10 protein-coding genes and 1 pseudogene are annotated in these 15,571 nt (G+C 40.5%); 5 read left to right on the forward strand and 6 right to left on the reverse strand.

Annotated elements, in window-relative coordinates:
- Window positions 1-107: 107 nt before the first annotated feature.
- From nrfD to H5125_RS12990, 4 genes are all read right to left on the reverse strand, one after another.
- A complete protein-coding gene (nrfD, locus tag H5125_RS12975) occupies window positions 108-1,049 on the reverse strand; it encodes an NrfD/PsrC family molybdoenzyme membrane anchor subunit (RefSeq protein ID WP_182744432.1) in 942 nt (313 codons plus the stop codon).
- The gene (locus tag H5125_RS12980) at window positions 1,046-1,618 is read right to left on the reverse strand and encodes a 4Fe-4S dicluster domain-containing protein (RefSeq protein WP_101088303.1); all 573 of its coding nucleotides are present in this window, start codon (window positions 1,616-1,618) and stop codon (window positions 1,046-1,048) included. The genes nrfD and H5125_RS12980 overlap by 4 nt, the downstream gene beginning before the upstream one ends.
- 28 nt (window positions 1,619-1,646) lie before the next feature.
- Window positions 1,647-3,929 carry a thiosulfate reductase PhsA gene (gene phsA, locus H5125_RS12985; protein ID WP_101088304.1) on the reverse strand — a complete coding sequence of 761 codons (2,283 nt, stop codon included), beginning with the start codon at window positions 3,927-3,929 and terminating at the stop codon, window positions 1,647-1,649.
- A 253-nt stretch (window positions 3,930-4,182) separates the two neighbouring features.
- Window positions 4,183-6,042 (reverse strand): sensor histidine kinase, encoded by a 1,860-nt coding sequence (locus H5125_RS12990; RefSeq protein ID WP_182744433.1) that lies wholly within the window; start codon window positions 6,040-6,042, stop codon window positions 4,183-4,185.
- A gap of 202 nt (window positions 6,043-6,244) precedes the next feature.
- Between H5125_RS12990 and H5125_RS12995 the strand changes: the two genes are divergently transcribed.
- The gene (locus tag H5125_RS12995; protein ID WP_182744434.1) at window positions 6,245-6,832 is read left to right on the forward strand and encodes a response regulator transcription factor; all 588 of its coding nucleotides are present in this window, start codon (window positions 6,245-6,247) and stop codon (window positions 6,830-6,832) included.
- A gap of 20 nt (window positions 6,833-6,852) precedes the next feature.
- Here H5125_RS12995 and H5125_RS22370 read toward each other — a convergent pair.
- Together H5125_RS22370 and H5125_RS13010 are read right to left on the reverse strand one after the other, a co-directional pair.
- Window positions 6,853-9,257: pseudogene (locus H5125_RS22370) on the reverse strand (EAL domain-containing protein).
- A gap of 3 nt (window positions 9,258-9,260) precedes the next feature.
- Entirely contained in the window at window positions 9,261-10,304 is a 1,044-nt protein-coding gene (locus H5125_RS13010) for a spermidine/putrescine ABC transporter substrate-binding protein (RefSeq protein WP_182744436.1), read from the reverse strand.
- Window positions 10,305-10,810: 506 nt separating this feature from the next.
- On the opposite strand from H5125_RS13010, the gene H5125_RS13015 reads away from it, so the two are divergent.
- The 4 genes from H5125_RS13015 (at window position 10,811) to torD (ending at window position 15,449) form a co-directional block, all read left to right on the forward strand.
- A complete protein-coding gene (locus H5125_RS13015) occupies window positions 10,811-10,981 on the forward strand; it encodes a nitrate reductase (protein WP_101088486.1) in 171 nt (56 codons plus the stop codon).
- Window positions 10,982-11,023: 42 nt separating this feature from the next.
- Window positions 11,024-12,202, forward strand: coding sequence for a pentaheme c-type cytochrome TorC (torC, locus tag H5125_RS13020; RefSeq protein ID WP_182744437.1), 1,179 nt, complete (start codon window positions 11,024-11,026; stop codon window positions 12,200-12,202).
- Between the two features lie 12 nt (window positions 12,203-12,214).
- Window positions 12,215-14,707: a trimethylamine-N-oxide reductase TorA gene (gene torA, locus H5125_RS13025; RefSeq protein ID WP_101088310.1), complete on the forward strand. Its 2,493-nt coding sequence runs from the start codon at window positions 12,215-12,217 to the stop codon at window positions 14,705-14,707.
- Between the two features lie 100 nt (window positions 14,708-14,807).
- Window positions 14,808-15,449 (forward strand): molecular chaperone TorD, encoded by a 642-nt coding sequence (torD, locus tag H5125_RS13030; RefSeq protein ID WP_409085820.1) that lies wholly within the window; start codon window positions 14,808-14,810, stop codon window positions 15,447-15,449.
- Window positions 15,450-15,571: the final 122 nt, after the last annotated feature.

Below are 15,571 nucleotides of genomic sequence, written 5' to 3' on the forward strand. Positions count from 1 at the left end.
CTGACATGAAAAAACTGATGGTATTAATGTAATTCATATGTGTTTTACCCTCCAATCAACCTATGTCTACTGGAGGGCAAAAGATGACTTATCTACTTATTTCTTGGTTAACTTATATAACTTTGTCCAGCATAGATGATGAAGTGTCGTAATGCTAAAACACCCGTCAAACTGCAGCAGGCAACTGATATCATGATGGCTTTAGTGTGACGAGCATTGGCAGGTAAAAACATCGACAGAATGGGAACGATAAACCCGATACCGACTACGCCTATCCAAAACACGCTAGCCCAAATGTCGGTACTTAATGATGCTAATGCTTCAGCAGCTGCGCCTCCTGTGAAATAAAGAGTACTAAACAGCATCACTAAAAACATCATTTCTGACACGATTACCGGTAAATCCAGGCTGTGCATTTTTGCCACATCGTTATCATGGGGGCTGCTATTAAAACAGGTTAACGCAACGATTAAGTTACCCGCTGCTCCCGCTGATAAACCAGATGCTAAAAACAATGCCGGTAATACTGCAGTATTGAGCATTGGGTAGGCATTCATGGCCGAGATTAAAAAGCCAGTATACGCACCAACACCGATAGCAAGTACAAACAGTAGGATTTCGATGACTTTACGCATTGGTAATAGCATGTGCCCTATTGGGGCTAAAAATCCTAACTTCCACTTTGGTAAATCATCTCGCAATACAATCAATGCATAAGCAATACCTAAAGGTGAATAAGCCAATAAGGCCAACACACCAATCGCCATTACAGATGTAAAATTATAATTGACTAAGATGAGCCAGAAATGAAATGGCTTGGTTAAATCAAACACTAAACAGGCCAAGCCTAAGCTTATGGCTACTGGCCCGATAATGGCAGAGGCTTTTAATATCGAAGTTTCAATATTGCCCACTTTACTATACCAACGCATACCAATACCAATGAGTACGCTACCTGCCGATAAACCGGCCATAAATAAATAAACGGCGATAACCCAGTTCCATGTCACTGGATCATATTGCGCCATGTCGCCCCATATATTGTTCATGACTCTATCCCTCCTCGTTTAGTCGGAACACGGTACACTCGTGGTTTGGTACCTAAATGCGTTTTGTCTTGATAGGTTATTTTTGTATTCAGTAATTGAGCAACCTCACTTTTACTGTCGTTAACATCGCCAAAATACAATGCATCTGTTGGGCATGCTGTAACACAAGCGGGTTGTTCACCTCTGGCTAGGCGCGTGTCTTTACAGAAATTACATTTGTCTGCTGCCTTGGTTATGGGATTCATAAAGCGCACTTTGTATGGACATGCCGCGACACAATACATACAGCCAACGCACTTATCGTTATGAATAGACACTAAGCCATTTTCGTCTATGTAAGCGGCACCTGTAGGGCAAACACTGACACAAGGTGCGTCTTCACATTGCTGACAGGACACACGGTGATATTTAAAATGTAAGTTTGGTGCTTCACCAAAAGGACCTTCCACCCTAACTTGCAGGCGTGTTACCCCTTCAGGGACTTCGTTTTCACTACGACAAGCTATATTGCAAGCTTGGCAGCCGATGCATTTGTTTTCATCATGCACCATGACATATCGTTTGCTCATAGGAGACTCCAAATCAATTAGTTACCGGCTAAATTTTTACCAACTTTACACCTGTGGTGTGTAAATTCATGCCACAGATGGGGGCGATGACATTAGGAAGTAGGTTGCCGCAATGGATACCTTTTCCTGTGGCTCGCACCAGTTCTTTATTTTTGGAGCCAAAGCCCATGTATGCAAACACAGTATCTTGACGAATCCCCGGGGTGACTAAGGCGGTTCCTTCCTCACTGCCCACACTGCTGGTTAATCTAATCGCATCACCGCTATGGATATCGAGTCGCCCAGCCGTTATTGGATGGATCCAAATCGCATTTTTCGACATAAGATTGGCTAGCATTGGAATATTATGGGTGGCGCCATTGGTGTGTACCGCGACCTTCCCTTGTATAAAGTACAACTCATCGGCTTGCTTTAGTTGTACATCGCGATGCTTAATCACACCTCGTCCTGGTGCCATGCCTTCTATTTTGGGTGAGGTTAACTCAATCTTGCCGCTGGGTGTTTTAAAGCTCATTGAGCTGGCATAAGTACCGTCTGCATCAACACTTTTGGCATTGGGATAAGCCTTAACGAATTCGGTAACCATTTCTGGTTCACGCAACATCAATGGCTTACCGTAGCTGACGTAACCCATTTTTTTGATGTGTTCCAACAAGCTGTGATCGCGATTCAACTGCATTAATTGCAACGTTTCTATATTGTCCCAAGGGTAAAATTGTTCAAGCCCCAAAGCTTGGCCTAATTCTTTAAATATTTGCCAGCTTGGGCGAGTATTACCAATGGTTTCAACCACACGTTGACGAACATAATAGGCCGGATTTTTACCTGATTTATCTTGTATCTCTTCATCGCGTTCAAGATAAGTCGATTCTGGCAAAATATAATCTGCGTATGCTGCGGTTTCACTGATATACAGGTCACATGACACCACTAAATCTAGCTTTTTAAGCGATTGTTCTACTTTGGCTCGGTCTGTAAGGGTTTGCATTGGGTTAGTACGACTCATTACCCATGCTTTTAATTGATAAGGTTTGGCGTCTAATGTTGCATCTAAAATGGTTTGATAAATGCCACCATTTGACCACATCATTGCATACTGCTTTTCAACCTGGTCAATGCGGATTGCCGTTGGCTTAGGCATGCCTTTAACACCCGGTTTGGCTAGCGCTGGGGCCACATTTTCACCGGCAAGTTTATTATAGCCAGGTGCTTTCTGGCCCATGTAAATGCCCCCTTTTCGTTCGATGTTGCCAATCAATATGTTGGCTGCATATAACGCACGGCGCATATCGAACTCTTCAGGGGTAAATGTAGCGCGATGGCCAAAATCAACAACGGCGTGTGGAGCGTGGCTTGCGTATTCATGTGCAATACGTCGAATGGCACTGGCAGACACGTCTGAAATAGTTTCGGCCCATTCTGGGGTATATTTTTGTACTTCAGCGGCGAACTCATCAAAACCAACAACATATTTTTCAATGAAGTCATGGTCATATAAATTGTCATTAATCAACACATGACATAACGCTAACGCGACCGCGACGTCGGTACCCGGACGTATTGCATGCCACTCATCAGCCTTATCTGCCACAATCGAGAATCTAGGTTCAAATACAACTAACTTGGCTCCTCTATCCATTTGAGCTTGCATCAAGCCTCTTGTTTCAGACATGTTGATGCCCTCATACAAGTTATGACCAAAGTTGATGATGTATTTGGCATTGCTCAAATCACGCTTCATTTTGGTGCCAAATATTGCCTTAGCAGCAACAACATAACTGCCCGGGCACGTTGAGGCATGAGTAAATGTATTGGGCGATCCAAAAGCCTCAGCAAGATGAAATATATGATCTGAAAGTGAACCAGACTTTGATGAGAACGCTATGGTTTCGGCACCATATTGTTGTTTTATTTGGTTCATTTTAGCGGCAATTTCTTTATAAGCATCAGCCCATGAAATCTCTGCCCATTCACCTGCGCCGCGTTCACCCACACGCTTTAGTGGATTAACGATACGCTGTGGATCGTAAAGTAAGCTATGGCCAGCTCCACCTCGAGCGCAGACTTTGCCACCAAACGATTTAGCTTCTTTATTACCCGTAATAAATACGTTTTTGCCATCTACAATGCGCGCCTTAATAGGACACCGCGTTGAACACATTTCACAAATACTGGCTACTTCAGAAGCAACACCTTTTAATGGTGATTTTTCTAATGCAGCTAGCGAACCAGGAAGCATGCTTGCTAAAGCACATGTGGCGCCACTGGCACCCGCTCCCTTTAAAAAATGACGTCGATTTAACTCAATCATGATTGCCCCCCTTCATCTTCAACGAAGCACGAAGTTTTTCTCTGTTTACTTATTATTAATGGTACTAACCAAACCCAAACTGTAGTCAGCATCATCGCTAACACCATTGTTAATCCATAAGTAAACTAAGGGTATTGTGGTAAACCACATTGAGGGGCGTGATTTGATTGATGTCACGGTTTAACATCTCAATAAAATGAGATAAGCCAAAAAAGACAGGTTGGAATAAAAGTTACCAGGGGTATTTGATTGATTAATCGGGCATAGCATTTAATGGGATAACAATGAGAACCCGACATCCATATCGCCAAGGTGAGCTCGGGTCATCTTTACATTTTGATAGGTTAATCTGGCCACCAAAAAGAGCAATAACATCACTGCAAATGGTCAACCCTAGCCCTAATCCATTGGCTTTGGTAGAAAAGAAACTTGTTTTAAAATCATCGTTAGCACAGGTTAACCCAATACCATTATCATAAATTTTCAGCTGTAAACTTTGATCAACAATGTGTAAATCTATCAGTATTCGTTTGCGGCTATGAAGCGGGAATTCTTTTTCAGACACCGCATCAATGGCGTTTTTCAACACATTAATCAACACCTGACAAAAACCAACTTTATCGCCTTGCAGCTTAATTTCAGTGGTAGTCAATTGAGTTTTGATGTTGATTTTTTCTTTTTCGAATTCATGTTCGAGTAAGTCTAGGCAAACCATTAATTGTTCTTGTGCATCAAACTCAGTACTTGCAGTACCTTTTCGTTGCAACAATTCTCTGATCCTATGAACAATTTCTCCGGCACGCATTGACTGCTGGTGTATTTTTTCAAGTAATTGGTATTGTACTGAGTTTGTACCAATATTTTTTGCCTGCTCAATCATCCCGCCTTCACTATATTGCGTGATGGCCGCAATGGGTTGGTTGAGCTCGTGAGCTAAACCTGCTCCTATTTCACCTAATATTGCTGCGCTTTGCATGCGCTCAAGCTGCAATGCTTTATTTTTCAATTGGCGCTCTGTATTGATTAAGAACTCGCTCTTTTGTCTAAATTTATATTCCAGCCAAAGATGGTAAATGGTCGCGATAACAAATAGACCCAATAAACTAAAGCCCCATTTTTGATTGAGCTTTATCCATTGCCACACTTGAAGATGCACAGGGCTATCATCCGCATTTAAGTTTAGGTCATTAAACAATTTAACCACTTGAAACTGGCTAATGGGGGCAGCCCATCCTCGGTTCTGTCCTATAATTGACGCCGGGTCATCCATACTTATCGACAGTAATGCTCGGGTTATCCCCGTTCTCACCATTAACGGCACCGCATCCGACGATGCAAACGACCAATTAGGGTATAAAGGGGTGCTGACGGCACATTCATAATCGGCAGGAGTGACATCATTTATTACCCGATAATCGCTAGCCTTGATATAACCCTCAGCTACCATTTTTTCTAAAGTACAAAATGGCGTAATGGCTATATCTGCTGTGCTATCGCGGACTTGATAAATAAGCGGTTCAAGCGGAAAACCGAGAAACGTCACTTTGGAAAAGAAGTTACTGGTCGAATAATCCATCGAATGGATAAGCCCTATCGCGGCTTGGTACCCTCCTAATGCATTAGGATCACTGGCCACCACTGAATGGCCAGCAAGATCGTCTACGCTGAGCAAATGACTGTCTTTACGGACGATAATAGTCGCACCTATCGCAAAAGTGCTGCCATTATGTTGATTGCTCTTCATGGTGGCTAACCAGGAAATGGGATAGTCGCCACTCATATTAAAGTAGTGGCCAGGATTGGTGACAACAAACTGTATGTCGCCGCTGATTAGCTTTTTATTCATGTTGTTGAAGTCTAACGGCACAACCTCAAAGCTGGCATTGGCAACATTTTGGCTTAAATAGTCCATTAATGGCTGCCAGCGTTCAATACTTTTAGCCACACCATAATTGGCAAGCACTGCAACTCGGTAATGTACTTCAGCATGAGCTTGAGTCGTAATGGGTTTTTCAATGACCGCATCTGGTGTGACAGGCTGCGCACTTGCTTGAGTTAAATATCCAGCAAGAATTAATGAAAGTGCTCCAATCAGCAAAGTTTCAATTCGCATCCGTAACCTTTTAGCCATTTGACAACATTTAGTTAATCGGTACTTAGTTAATAAACAAAGTAATCCGTTTTTATGCAACAAACTCAGTGTAGTGCAACTTAATTAACAAAACAGATACGCACAGCACAAAAGCAACCGAACAACTTGATCCACAACCAACAATGATTACACTGTATTAACATTTAATAAATCGATACTACATATGATTAAAGATATTTATATGGTGGATGATGACCTAGCAATTCTTGATTCTATGCAATTTATGCTATTGCAATATGAATACAACTTACAGGTTTTCAATAGTGCCATTTCGTTTATTAACACCATTGATACTACCCAACCAGGTTGTCTTATCGTGGACAGCAAAATGCCAGAAATTACTGGCCAAGAACTACAACAAAAATTAATTGCCGCTAACAGTCCACTAGGTATCATCTTTTTAACGGGTCACGGTGATCTGCCGATGGCGGTAAATGCATTTAGACAAGGTGCTTGTGATTTTTTTCAAAAACCCGTTAACGGGAAAGAACTGGTTGTTGCTATAGAAAAAGCTTTTACGTGTAGCCATAAAATGTTTGAATCTATTCTGCTAAAACAACGATATAACACCTTAACAGAACGTGAAATCCAAGTATTACATCTATTAATAGAAGGCAAAACCAACAAAAAAATGGCCGACAAATTATACCTTTCTCTGCGCACGATTGAGGTACATCGTTCTAAAATCATTAAGAAACTAGCCGTACATAATGCTGCTGAATTGGCTAAATTCAGCCCTTTATTAGCCTAGTTTTTAATCACAAAAAATAGTTAGCGACTTTTATTCGTGGTTAAATAACTTACATTTGATTTATTCACTAAGGCTTGAGCTTGGCTCCAATCTAATGGTTTTGACAAATAAAAACCTTGGACAGTATTGCAGCCTAAATTTTTGACATGATTTAATTCTTGTTCGCTTTGCACCCCTTCTATGACAACATCTAACCCATGGATATTGGCAAGGTCGTAAATAATATCAATCAGCGGTTTATTGCCCATTTGAACATCTCTCATTTGCAGTAGGAATGAGCGATCTATTTTTAATGAGTCCAATCTAAAATGATTTAAATGGCTAAAGGCTGAATAATTTATCCCAAGTTATCAATGGCAATTTTTATCCCCAATGCTTTTAGCCTAGTGAGATTAACTAATACTTTTTTATCTTTCGTAAGCAGCGGAGCTTCTGCTATTTCGAATATAATTTTATAAGGCGGTGTTTCATATTGATCCATTAAAGACGAAACTTCGGCTACGAAACCATCATTAAACAGCTCTCGAGATGAAATATTGATAGCAAGTGTACCGTCAAACCCTTGCATACTTCGCAGATTTGCTAACTTACTCAATGCTTCATTGATGACCCATAAATCAATTTTTGTAATCAGATCACTTTGCTCTGCTATCGAAATAAACTTATCAGGGCCAATGCCTTTCTTCTCTAACTCTGGGGCCCTTAGCAACACCTCAAAACCTTTCACTTCAAGTGTTTCAGTATCGTAGTATGGTAAATAAACCAGATACAAGGAATTTTCACGTAACGCTTTTGATACCTCAGAATCAATATATTTCTGCTCTTTTAATTGATTATCTAACGAGTCGTCATAAGTACAATAACTATTTTTCCCTGCTTTTTTTGCAGCATACATGGCACTATCAGCTTGCTGTAAAAATGTATCCGCTTTAAGTTTGTTACCAAACTGGAATGCTATGCCAATACTGGCATGGACATCATAAGTTTTACCGTCAACCTCAAATCCCAAATCAAACAGCCCTACAATGCGTTGAGCTATCGCTTCTAGCTCTTCCACATTAGGCAGTCCTTCAAGCAATACCACAAACTCGTCACCACCTAAACGCGCGATACATTGATATTGTTGTTGTTTTAATGCACGGCTAGTTTTTCTTAATGAGTTTGTCAACCTGTTAGCAAAGTTGACCAAAACACGATCGCCGGCCTCGTGGCCAAAATTATCATTAACGTATTTAAAATTATCTAAATCGATAAACAACAAACCTAACGTGCTAGTCTCAGCCTGAGACGAGTCGAGTTTATGATCTAGTTCTCGGTTGAAGTATGCTCTATTAGCAAGGCTGGTTAACTCATCATTGTTGGCTAACTGCTGAATACGTTCAATTAATGCAAGATAACTATTATTGAGTTCTGCAACTTCATCGTTAGTATTTAACAGAATAAGTGAATCACTATTACCTTTCTTAACTCCATTAACACCTTCTGCCAATTCAGTGATTGGGCGAATGATTTGTTTATAGATCAACAAATGTAGAATAAAGTAACAAAATAAAGATAATGCCAGGGCGCCTAATCCAATTTTGATTTTTAAATTCATTAATGATGAGTTAAAAAATGCTTTTTTTAGACTGATGTTCACAATTCCATCAAATACTTTTACCGTAAAATGATATGAATCTACGCCTTCAATCTGTTGCACAACAATATCATTATTAAGCGCTTTCTCTGTTAAAGGAAGTGTAAACATTTTAACCGAAAGGTATTCCTGATACTGACTAATCTCTTGATTAAAAATACTTTTAAGATAATTCGGTTTTAACCTAGTTTGAATGACGACTAAATCGTTGGTGTAATTATATAAAGGTTGTGACACTAAAAGATAAGGAGAAAAAATACGAAATAACTGGATCTCATCATGCTCAGTCTCTGTGGCGGTAATTTGGTAGTAGTGAGCATATATCCGTTGACGATTTTTTTTTGCTATAGCGTCATTGATTTTGTTTATCAAAAAATGAGTTGAATCTGTCACTGAAGCATCCACAAAAGGATCTTCAAAATTGATGTAACTGATAGGCTTTTCACGTAAGTTAAAAATAGCAATGTCTTGAATAATCTTACTGTCACTCGATTTAATCAACCGGTCTAAAAACTGCGCACTTACTCTAATATCAATTTCATCTGCTTTAGCATTGTGAAATAAATCAGCCGCTTCTTTACTTTGCAGTTGAGAATTAATCATGCTCTCAACCGCAATAACCTCTGCAGCACCACGGCTTGCTATGCGCTCAAATTGATATGAGAAAGCACTCAGAGCAGCATCAACAATATTATTTTTAGCTGATTGATAAAAGAAAAAAGAAAATGTAAAAAATACTACCGCGATAGCGGGCAGTAAAATCAAATTAATCCGTTTTCTTAGCTTCATGAGTTATTTATCTTTTAGCAAGTTATTCATCCGCTGACGCAATAACATTGATTCATTACTAATAGGCTGATAAAAACTACTCCGCGCTTGGATCTCTGGAGAAATAAACAAATCAGGATTCGATAAGTAGCTTTCACTTCCTAACGCAACAGCAGCATCATTGGTCGTAGAAAATAAAATTTCTTCTACCACCCTAATCGCTACTTGTGGATCATTAATATAATTCAAAAACGATAAGGTTGCTTGTGTCGCATTTTTTTCAAACGGGATAGCTAAGCAATCAACCCAAAACAGTGTACCTTCATCTGGAACAACATACTTCCAATCATCTTGACCACTATTTTTAGTTATTGTTGCAATATCGCCACCATAAACCATAGCCAAACTGGCTTGGCTTTTTTCTTGATGAATGGCTGTGTGCGTTAATAGATATTGATATCCTAATAAATAAGGCTCTTGTTGCTTTAATGTGTCGAACGCAACTTTTAAGTCGTCTTTATTTTCAGAAAACGGAGGTAAATTATTGGCAATCAAAGCAATGGCGGCGGTATCAAGATTATCTTTTATCATTAATACCCTATTTTGGTGCTCTACGGGTGGTTTAAAAAGCTGAGTCCAGGAAGTAATAGGTGTTTTGCTGACACTTTCCCGATAGGCAATGCCAATAGTTCCTTTCGCGTAAGGCACACCAACATCGCCACATGCCTGACGCCATTTAGGATTATGGTTCACTATGGTTGGCAGAGATTTTTCGGAAAACCGATACATAGGTTGTTTTTTTGAATTAATGCCCAGCATTAAACTATCAATCAACACAATATTAAAATTTTTAGCTTTCTCACTGAGTAGCAATGCATCTCGATCTGGTTCGCTGTCATAATAGGTCAAGGTTACTTTGTGACCCGTTTTTTGTTCAAATTCAGCGAGAACATCATCAGAAAAATAATCTTCCCAAGTATAAATATTAATATTCTCAGCGCATACTGCACTAGAGAAAATCATAAATATTGATGTTATGAGTAGTTTACTAATACTTGATAGACTCATTTATTTCTCTTTAGTCCGTTTATCTAAGTGTTTAAGTTCAGCTGTTTATTGCATAGAGAGGGTATTAAATGCTAACAGCATCATCTTACTTAATACCGATTAAATTAATACTGCACATTTAACAATATAAGACCATGATCATATATTGATGATTACAAAAACATTAACTTTCATATTGTAGCGAAAATGTATCAGAATTGCTCTGTTAATCCCTGAAAAATGTTGATGATACATAGTATTCATAAACATAAAGCTGAGTAAATAATAATCGATTTATGAATCAACGCTACTGAAACAACGATATGTGCCCCTCGATTGATAACCCTCTTAAGTTGATTTTATAAAGCCGTTCACTGTTAATCCTCACAGCAAGCTACCCCTCAATCAGTCTGTTCATAATCTTTCATATATTGTCTACGTTCATTCATCCACGGTCTGAGTGCCATTAACAATTGTTATCTAATATAGCTGTCATCAGCAAAGGTAATTTTTTAAGTGAGCAAGCTATGACAACAAAAAACGTAGTAGACCCCAAAAGTAATGTTAAGTCTAAGGAGCTGAAAGCTCTTGGATTTATCATTTTTTTATTTTTTCCCATTATCACCGTAACCAGCATTAGTGCGTACGGTTTTGTCATTTGGATGATCCAAGCATTTGGTGGCGTTGTTGCGCACTAATCCTCAAACAAATTATGAGTCAATCTTATAAAGGATGCTGTTATGAAATGGTTTATTAATACCTGGCGGACGCTAAATCAGCCTGCCAAATATCTTACTTTAGGCACAATTAGCCTATCAGCTTTTTTAATGGGGATTATATTCTGGGGTGGTTTCAATACCGCACTGGAAATGACCAACACTGAAGAGTTCTGTATTAGCTGTCACAGTATGGAAAGCAAGCCCTACCAAGAGCTACAGCAAACTGTGCATTGGTCTAATCACTCTGGCGTTCGGGCCACTTGCCCTGATTGTCACGTGCCGCATAACTGGAGTCGTAAAATTGGTCGCAAGATTGAAGCATCACATGATATGTGGGGCTGGTTGATGCAAACCGTTAATACTGAGGAAAAATTTGAATCAAAACGTCTAGAGATGGCTAGCCGTGAGTGGAAACGCTTCGACCGTGATAACTCTTTAGCGTGTAAAAACTGCCATAACTATGACTCGATGAAATGGGATGACATGTCAAAGTTGGCGCAAAAACAAATGAAGCGTGCAGCAGAGATAGACCAGAGCTGTGTTGATTGCCATAAAGGTATTGCTCACAAACTTCCTGACATGGGCACTTCCCGTGCACCAGAACTCATTGCACAAGTCGGATCTGGCGAAATCGGTCTTGTGGTTGGTGCTCAGTATTTTACCGCCTTGACTAAACCCCTTTATTTTAATCAAAAAACAGATGTTGAAGCTGGCACGTTAAACATTGCCACTAAAGTGACGGTACTTGAAATCAATGGCAGTCGTGTACTAGTTGGTATTAATGGTTGGCGTAAAAAAATTGGTGCTGGTCGTGTTATCTATTTCGATTTTGGTCTTAACATTCTGTCAGCTCAGTTATCAAAAGATGCTGCGTTAGAAGAAGGCGTAATGAATGTTTTTGAACAGAAAGAAGACCCTATGACCGGATTAACATGGCAGCGTGTTGAAGCCAAAATTTGGACAGATGCTGACTACCTAATTAACGATTTACAGCCACTTTGGGATTATGCCCGCACCACTTATACCAGCAGTTGTAGCGTGTGTCATACCCAACCAGCAGAAGCACACTTTGACGCTAACAGTTGGCCTGGAATGTTTAAAGGCATGATTGCATTCGTCAACATGGACCAAGACACTCAAGCGCTTGTACAAAAGTACTTACAAGAGCATTCATCTACTTTCAATAAGTCGGCGCATTAATAGGACATCATCATGAACAGAAGACATTTTCTTAAAGGCTTAGTGGCGACTTCTTATGTTGGACTAAGCAGTACATCAGTGTTAGCGCCATTCAATGCCCTTGCAGCTGCAAGCACTAAAGCAAGTGACGACTGGTTAACTACCGGTTCGCACTTTGGTGCATTCAAAATGAAACGTAAGAATGGCGTGATTGACCAGGTGATTCCATTTGAGTTGGACAAATACCCTACCGATATGATCAATGGCGTTAAAGGCTTAGTCTACAACCCATCACGGGTTCGCTACCCTATGGTACGCTTAGACTTTTTATTGAAAGGTCATAAAAGCGACACCAGTCAACGCGGTGATTTTCGCTTTGTCCGTGTCACTTGGGACAAAGCATTGACCCTGTTTAAAGATTCACTTGATGAGGTGCAAACTCAATATGGCCCATCAGGACTGCACGCGGGTCAAACTGGCTGGCGCGCCACTGGACAACTGCATTCAAGTACCAGTCACATGCAACGCGCTGTTGGTATGCACGGTAATTTTGTCAAAAAAATTGGTGACTACTCAACGGGTGCTGGCCAGACTATTTTGCCTTATATTTTAGGTTCTACTGAAGTTTATGCCCAAGGTACTTCATGGCCGTTAATCCTTGAGCAATCTAAAACCATCATTTTGTGGTCAAATGATCCCTATAAAAACCTGCAAGTGGGTTGGAATGCCGAAACCCATGAATCGTTCGCTTATCTAGCGGAGCTTAAAGAAAAAGTAAAACAAGGTAAGATCCGAGTGATCAGTATCGACCCTGTAGTCACTAAAACCCAAAAATACTTAGGCTGTGAGCAACTTTACGTCAACCCACAAACTGACGTTGCGTTAATGCTGGGTATTGCCCATGAAATGATCACCAGTAAGTTACACGATGAAAAATTTATTGAGGGCTACAGCTTAGGGTTTGACAGATTCGTGCCTTATATTTTAGGCGAGTCAGATAGCGTAGCTAAAACACCAGAGTGGGCCAGTAAAATTACTGGTGTTAGCCCTGAAATTATACGTGATTTAGCTAAAGTGATGACCAAAGGTCGTACTCAAATCATGATGGGTTGGTGTATTCAACGTCAACAACACGGTGAACAACCTTATTGGATGGCAGCTGTACTTGCTACTATGATTGGCCAAATTGGTTTACCTGGTGGTGGTATCAGCTATGGCCATCATTACTCAAGTATTGGCGTTCCTTCATCGGGCGCAGCTGCACCGGGCGCGTTTCCTCGTAATCTTGATGAAGGCCAAAAGCCATTATTCGACAGTAATGATTTTAAAGGCGCGAGTAGCACCATTCCGATTGCACGTTGGATTGATGCCATTTTAGAACCGGGTAAAACCATCGATGCCAACGGGGCTAAGGTCACTTATCCTGATATTAAGATGATGGTATTTTCAGGTAATAATCCATGGAGTCATCACCAAGATAGAAATAAGATGAAGCAAGCATTTCAAAAGCTTGAATGTGTGGTCACTGTCGACATTAACTGGACAGCAACGTGCCGTTTCTCTGACATCGTTTTACCCGCTTGTACTACATTTGAACGTAATGACATTGACGTTTATGGCAGCTACGCTAACCGTGGTGTTTTAGCGATGCAAAAAATGGTTGAACCATTATTTGATAGCTTGTCTGATTTTGATATCTTTACCCGCTTTGCCAAAATAATGGGTAAAGAGACAGAATATACCCGTGGCATGTCTGAATTTGACTGGATTAAGAAACTTTATAACGACTGTAAAGCCGATAATGCCGGTAAGTTCGATATGCCAAATTTCGACACGTTCTGGAAACAAGGTTATGTACATTTTGGTGAAGGCCAACCATGGACTCGCCATGCCGACTTTAGGGATGATCCTGAAATGAATCCATTGGGTACACCATCGGGCTTGATTGAAATTTTCAGCCGTAAAATCGCCCAATTCAATTACGATGACTGTCCTGGCCATCCTACTTGGATAGAAAAGTCAGAGCGCAGCCATGGTGGTCCTGGTTCAGATAAATACCCAATGTGGATGCAATCTTGCCACCCAGATAAACGCTTACATTCACAAATGTGTGAGTCGCAGCAATATCGGGAAACCTATACGGTACAAGGTCGTGAACCCGTGTACTTGAATCCTACCGATGCAAAACAGCGCGGCATTAAAGATGGCGATGTTGTTCGTGTGTTTAACGACCGAGGTCAACTGTTAGCGGGTGCAGTGGTATCCGACAGCTTCCCTAGTGGGGTTATCCGAATTCATGAAGGGGCTTGGTATGGCCCAGTCGGTAAAGATGGGTCTAAAGAAGGCGGTAGTGAAATTGGGGCGTTGTGCAGCTATGGTGACCCAAATACGTTAACGCAAGATATTGGTACATCAAAGCTTGCCCAGGCTTGCTCCGCATACACTTGCTTGGTCGATTTCGAAAAGTATCAAGGTAAGTTACCTGACGTCAGTTCTTTTAGTGGCCCAATAGAAACGCAGCTATAACGTGTAAGCATTATCACTGTGCGCCAAGCGATTTAATTCTTGGCGCTTAAGTTAACGGCCATAATAGGCTCAGGAGATAACATAGATGAATGACAAGATATTGTATAACACGCCAATGAACCAGGGTCGTTCGATGGTGTATAAGCTGCTCTCATCACTGTTTGCAAAAGAGCTAGATCAACAGCTATTACAAGAGCTCACAGCAAGTCAGGCTCAGGCATTCTTTGCTCAATTGGCCAGTGACCCGTTATTGAGTCAAGACATTGAAACCATAAACTCAGTGCTTAATTCAACCCTTAACAGCGTCAATACTGATCATGCTTTATTAGAGCTTGCTGCCGATTATTGTGGCCTATTTTTAGTAGGTACAAAGCATAGCGCCAGCCCTTATGCCAGTGTATATCTTAACGATAATGCAGTTGCCAAGGACGATGTACTCTTATTTGGTGAACAGCATCAGCAAATGCAAACATATCTAAAACAAAGCCAATTAACGGTTCAAAGTGAATTTCCTGAACCGTCTGACCATATTGCCGTTATTTTGGCTTATGTCGCTCACCAAGCGTGTGCTTGTGACGATAGCACTCAGCTCAGCTTTATTAGGCAATATCTCCACGCTTGGTTACCCCATTTTGTAGATAGGCTTACCTCTGTGGATACTGGTCAGTTTTATTCAGCCATTGCTCACCTCACTCTGGCTTGGGTTGAAAGCGATTGTGAAGGACTAAAAGGTGCTCAGTAACAGGATATCTATATAATTAACCCCCATATAAAAACACCGAGTAAGCTCGGTGTTTTTATATGTAATGTTTGAGATCAGGATAAATAGAGTGAGGATTATACACACTCAACTATATTTTATAT

Origin of the sequence: Shewanella sp. SR44-4, assembly GCF_014163715.1 — a bacterium.
GTDB lineage: Bacteria > Pseudomonadota > Gammaproteobacteria > Enterobacterales > Shewanellaceae > Shewanella.

Coding starts and splice junctions, on each gene's coding strand:
- nrfD (WP_182744432.1), bottom strand. CDS start 1,049: ATGAACAATATATGGGGCGACATGGCGCAATATGATCCAGTGACATGG.
- H5125_RS12980 (WP_101088303.1), bottom strand. CDS start 1,618: ATGAGCAAACGATATGTCATGGTGCATGATGAAAACAAATGCATCGGC.
- phsA (WP_101088304.1), bottom strand. CDS start 3,929: ATGATTGAGTTAAATCGACGTCATTTTTTAAAGGGAGCGGGTGCCAGT.
- H5125_RS12990 (WP_182744433.1), bottom strand. CDS start 6,042: ATGCGAATTGAAACTTTGCTGATTGGAGCACTTTCATTAATTCTTGCT.
- H5125_RS12995 (WP_182744434.1), top strand. CDS start 6,245: ATGATTAAAGATATTTATATGGTGGATGATGACCTAGCAATTCTTGAT.
- H5125_RS13010 (WP_182744436.1), bottom strand. CDS start 10,304: ATGAGTCTATCAAGTATTAGTAAACTACTCATAACATCAATATTTATG.
- H5125_RS13015 (WP_101088486.1), top strand. CDS start 10,811: ATGACAACAAAAAACGTAGTAGACCCCAAAAGTAATGTTAAGTCTAAG.
- torC (WP_182744437.1), top strand. CDS start 11,024: ATGAAATGGTTTATTAATACCTGGCGGACGCTAAATCAGCCTGCCAAA.
- torA (WP_101088310.1), top strand. CDS start 12,215: ATGAACAGAAGACATTTTCTTAAAGGCTTAGTGGCGACTTCTTATGTT.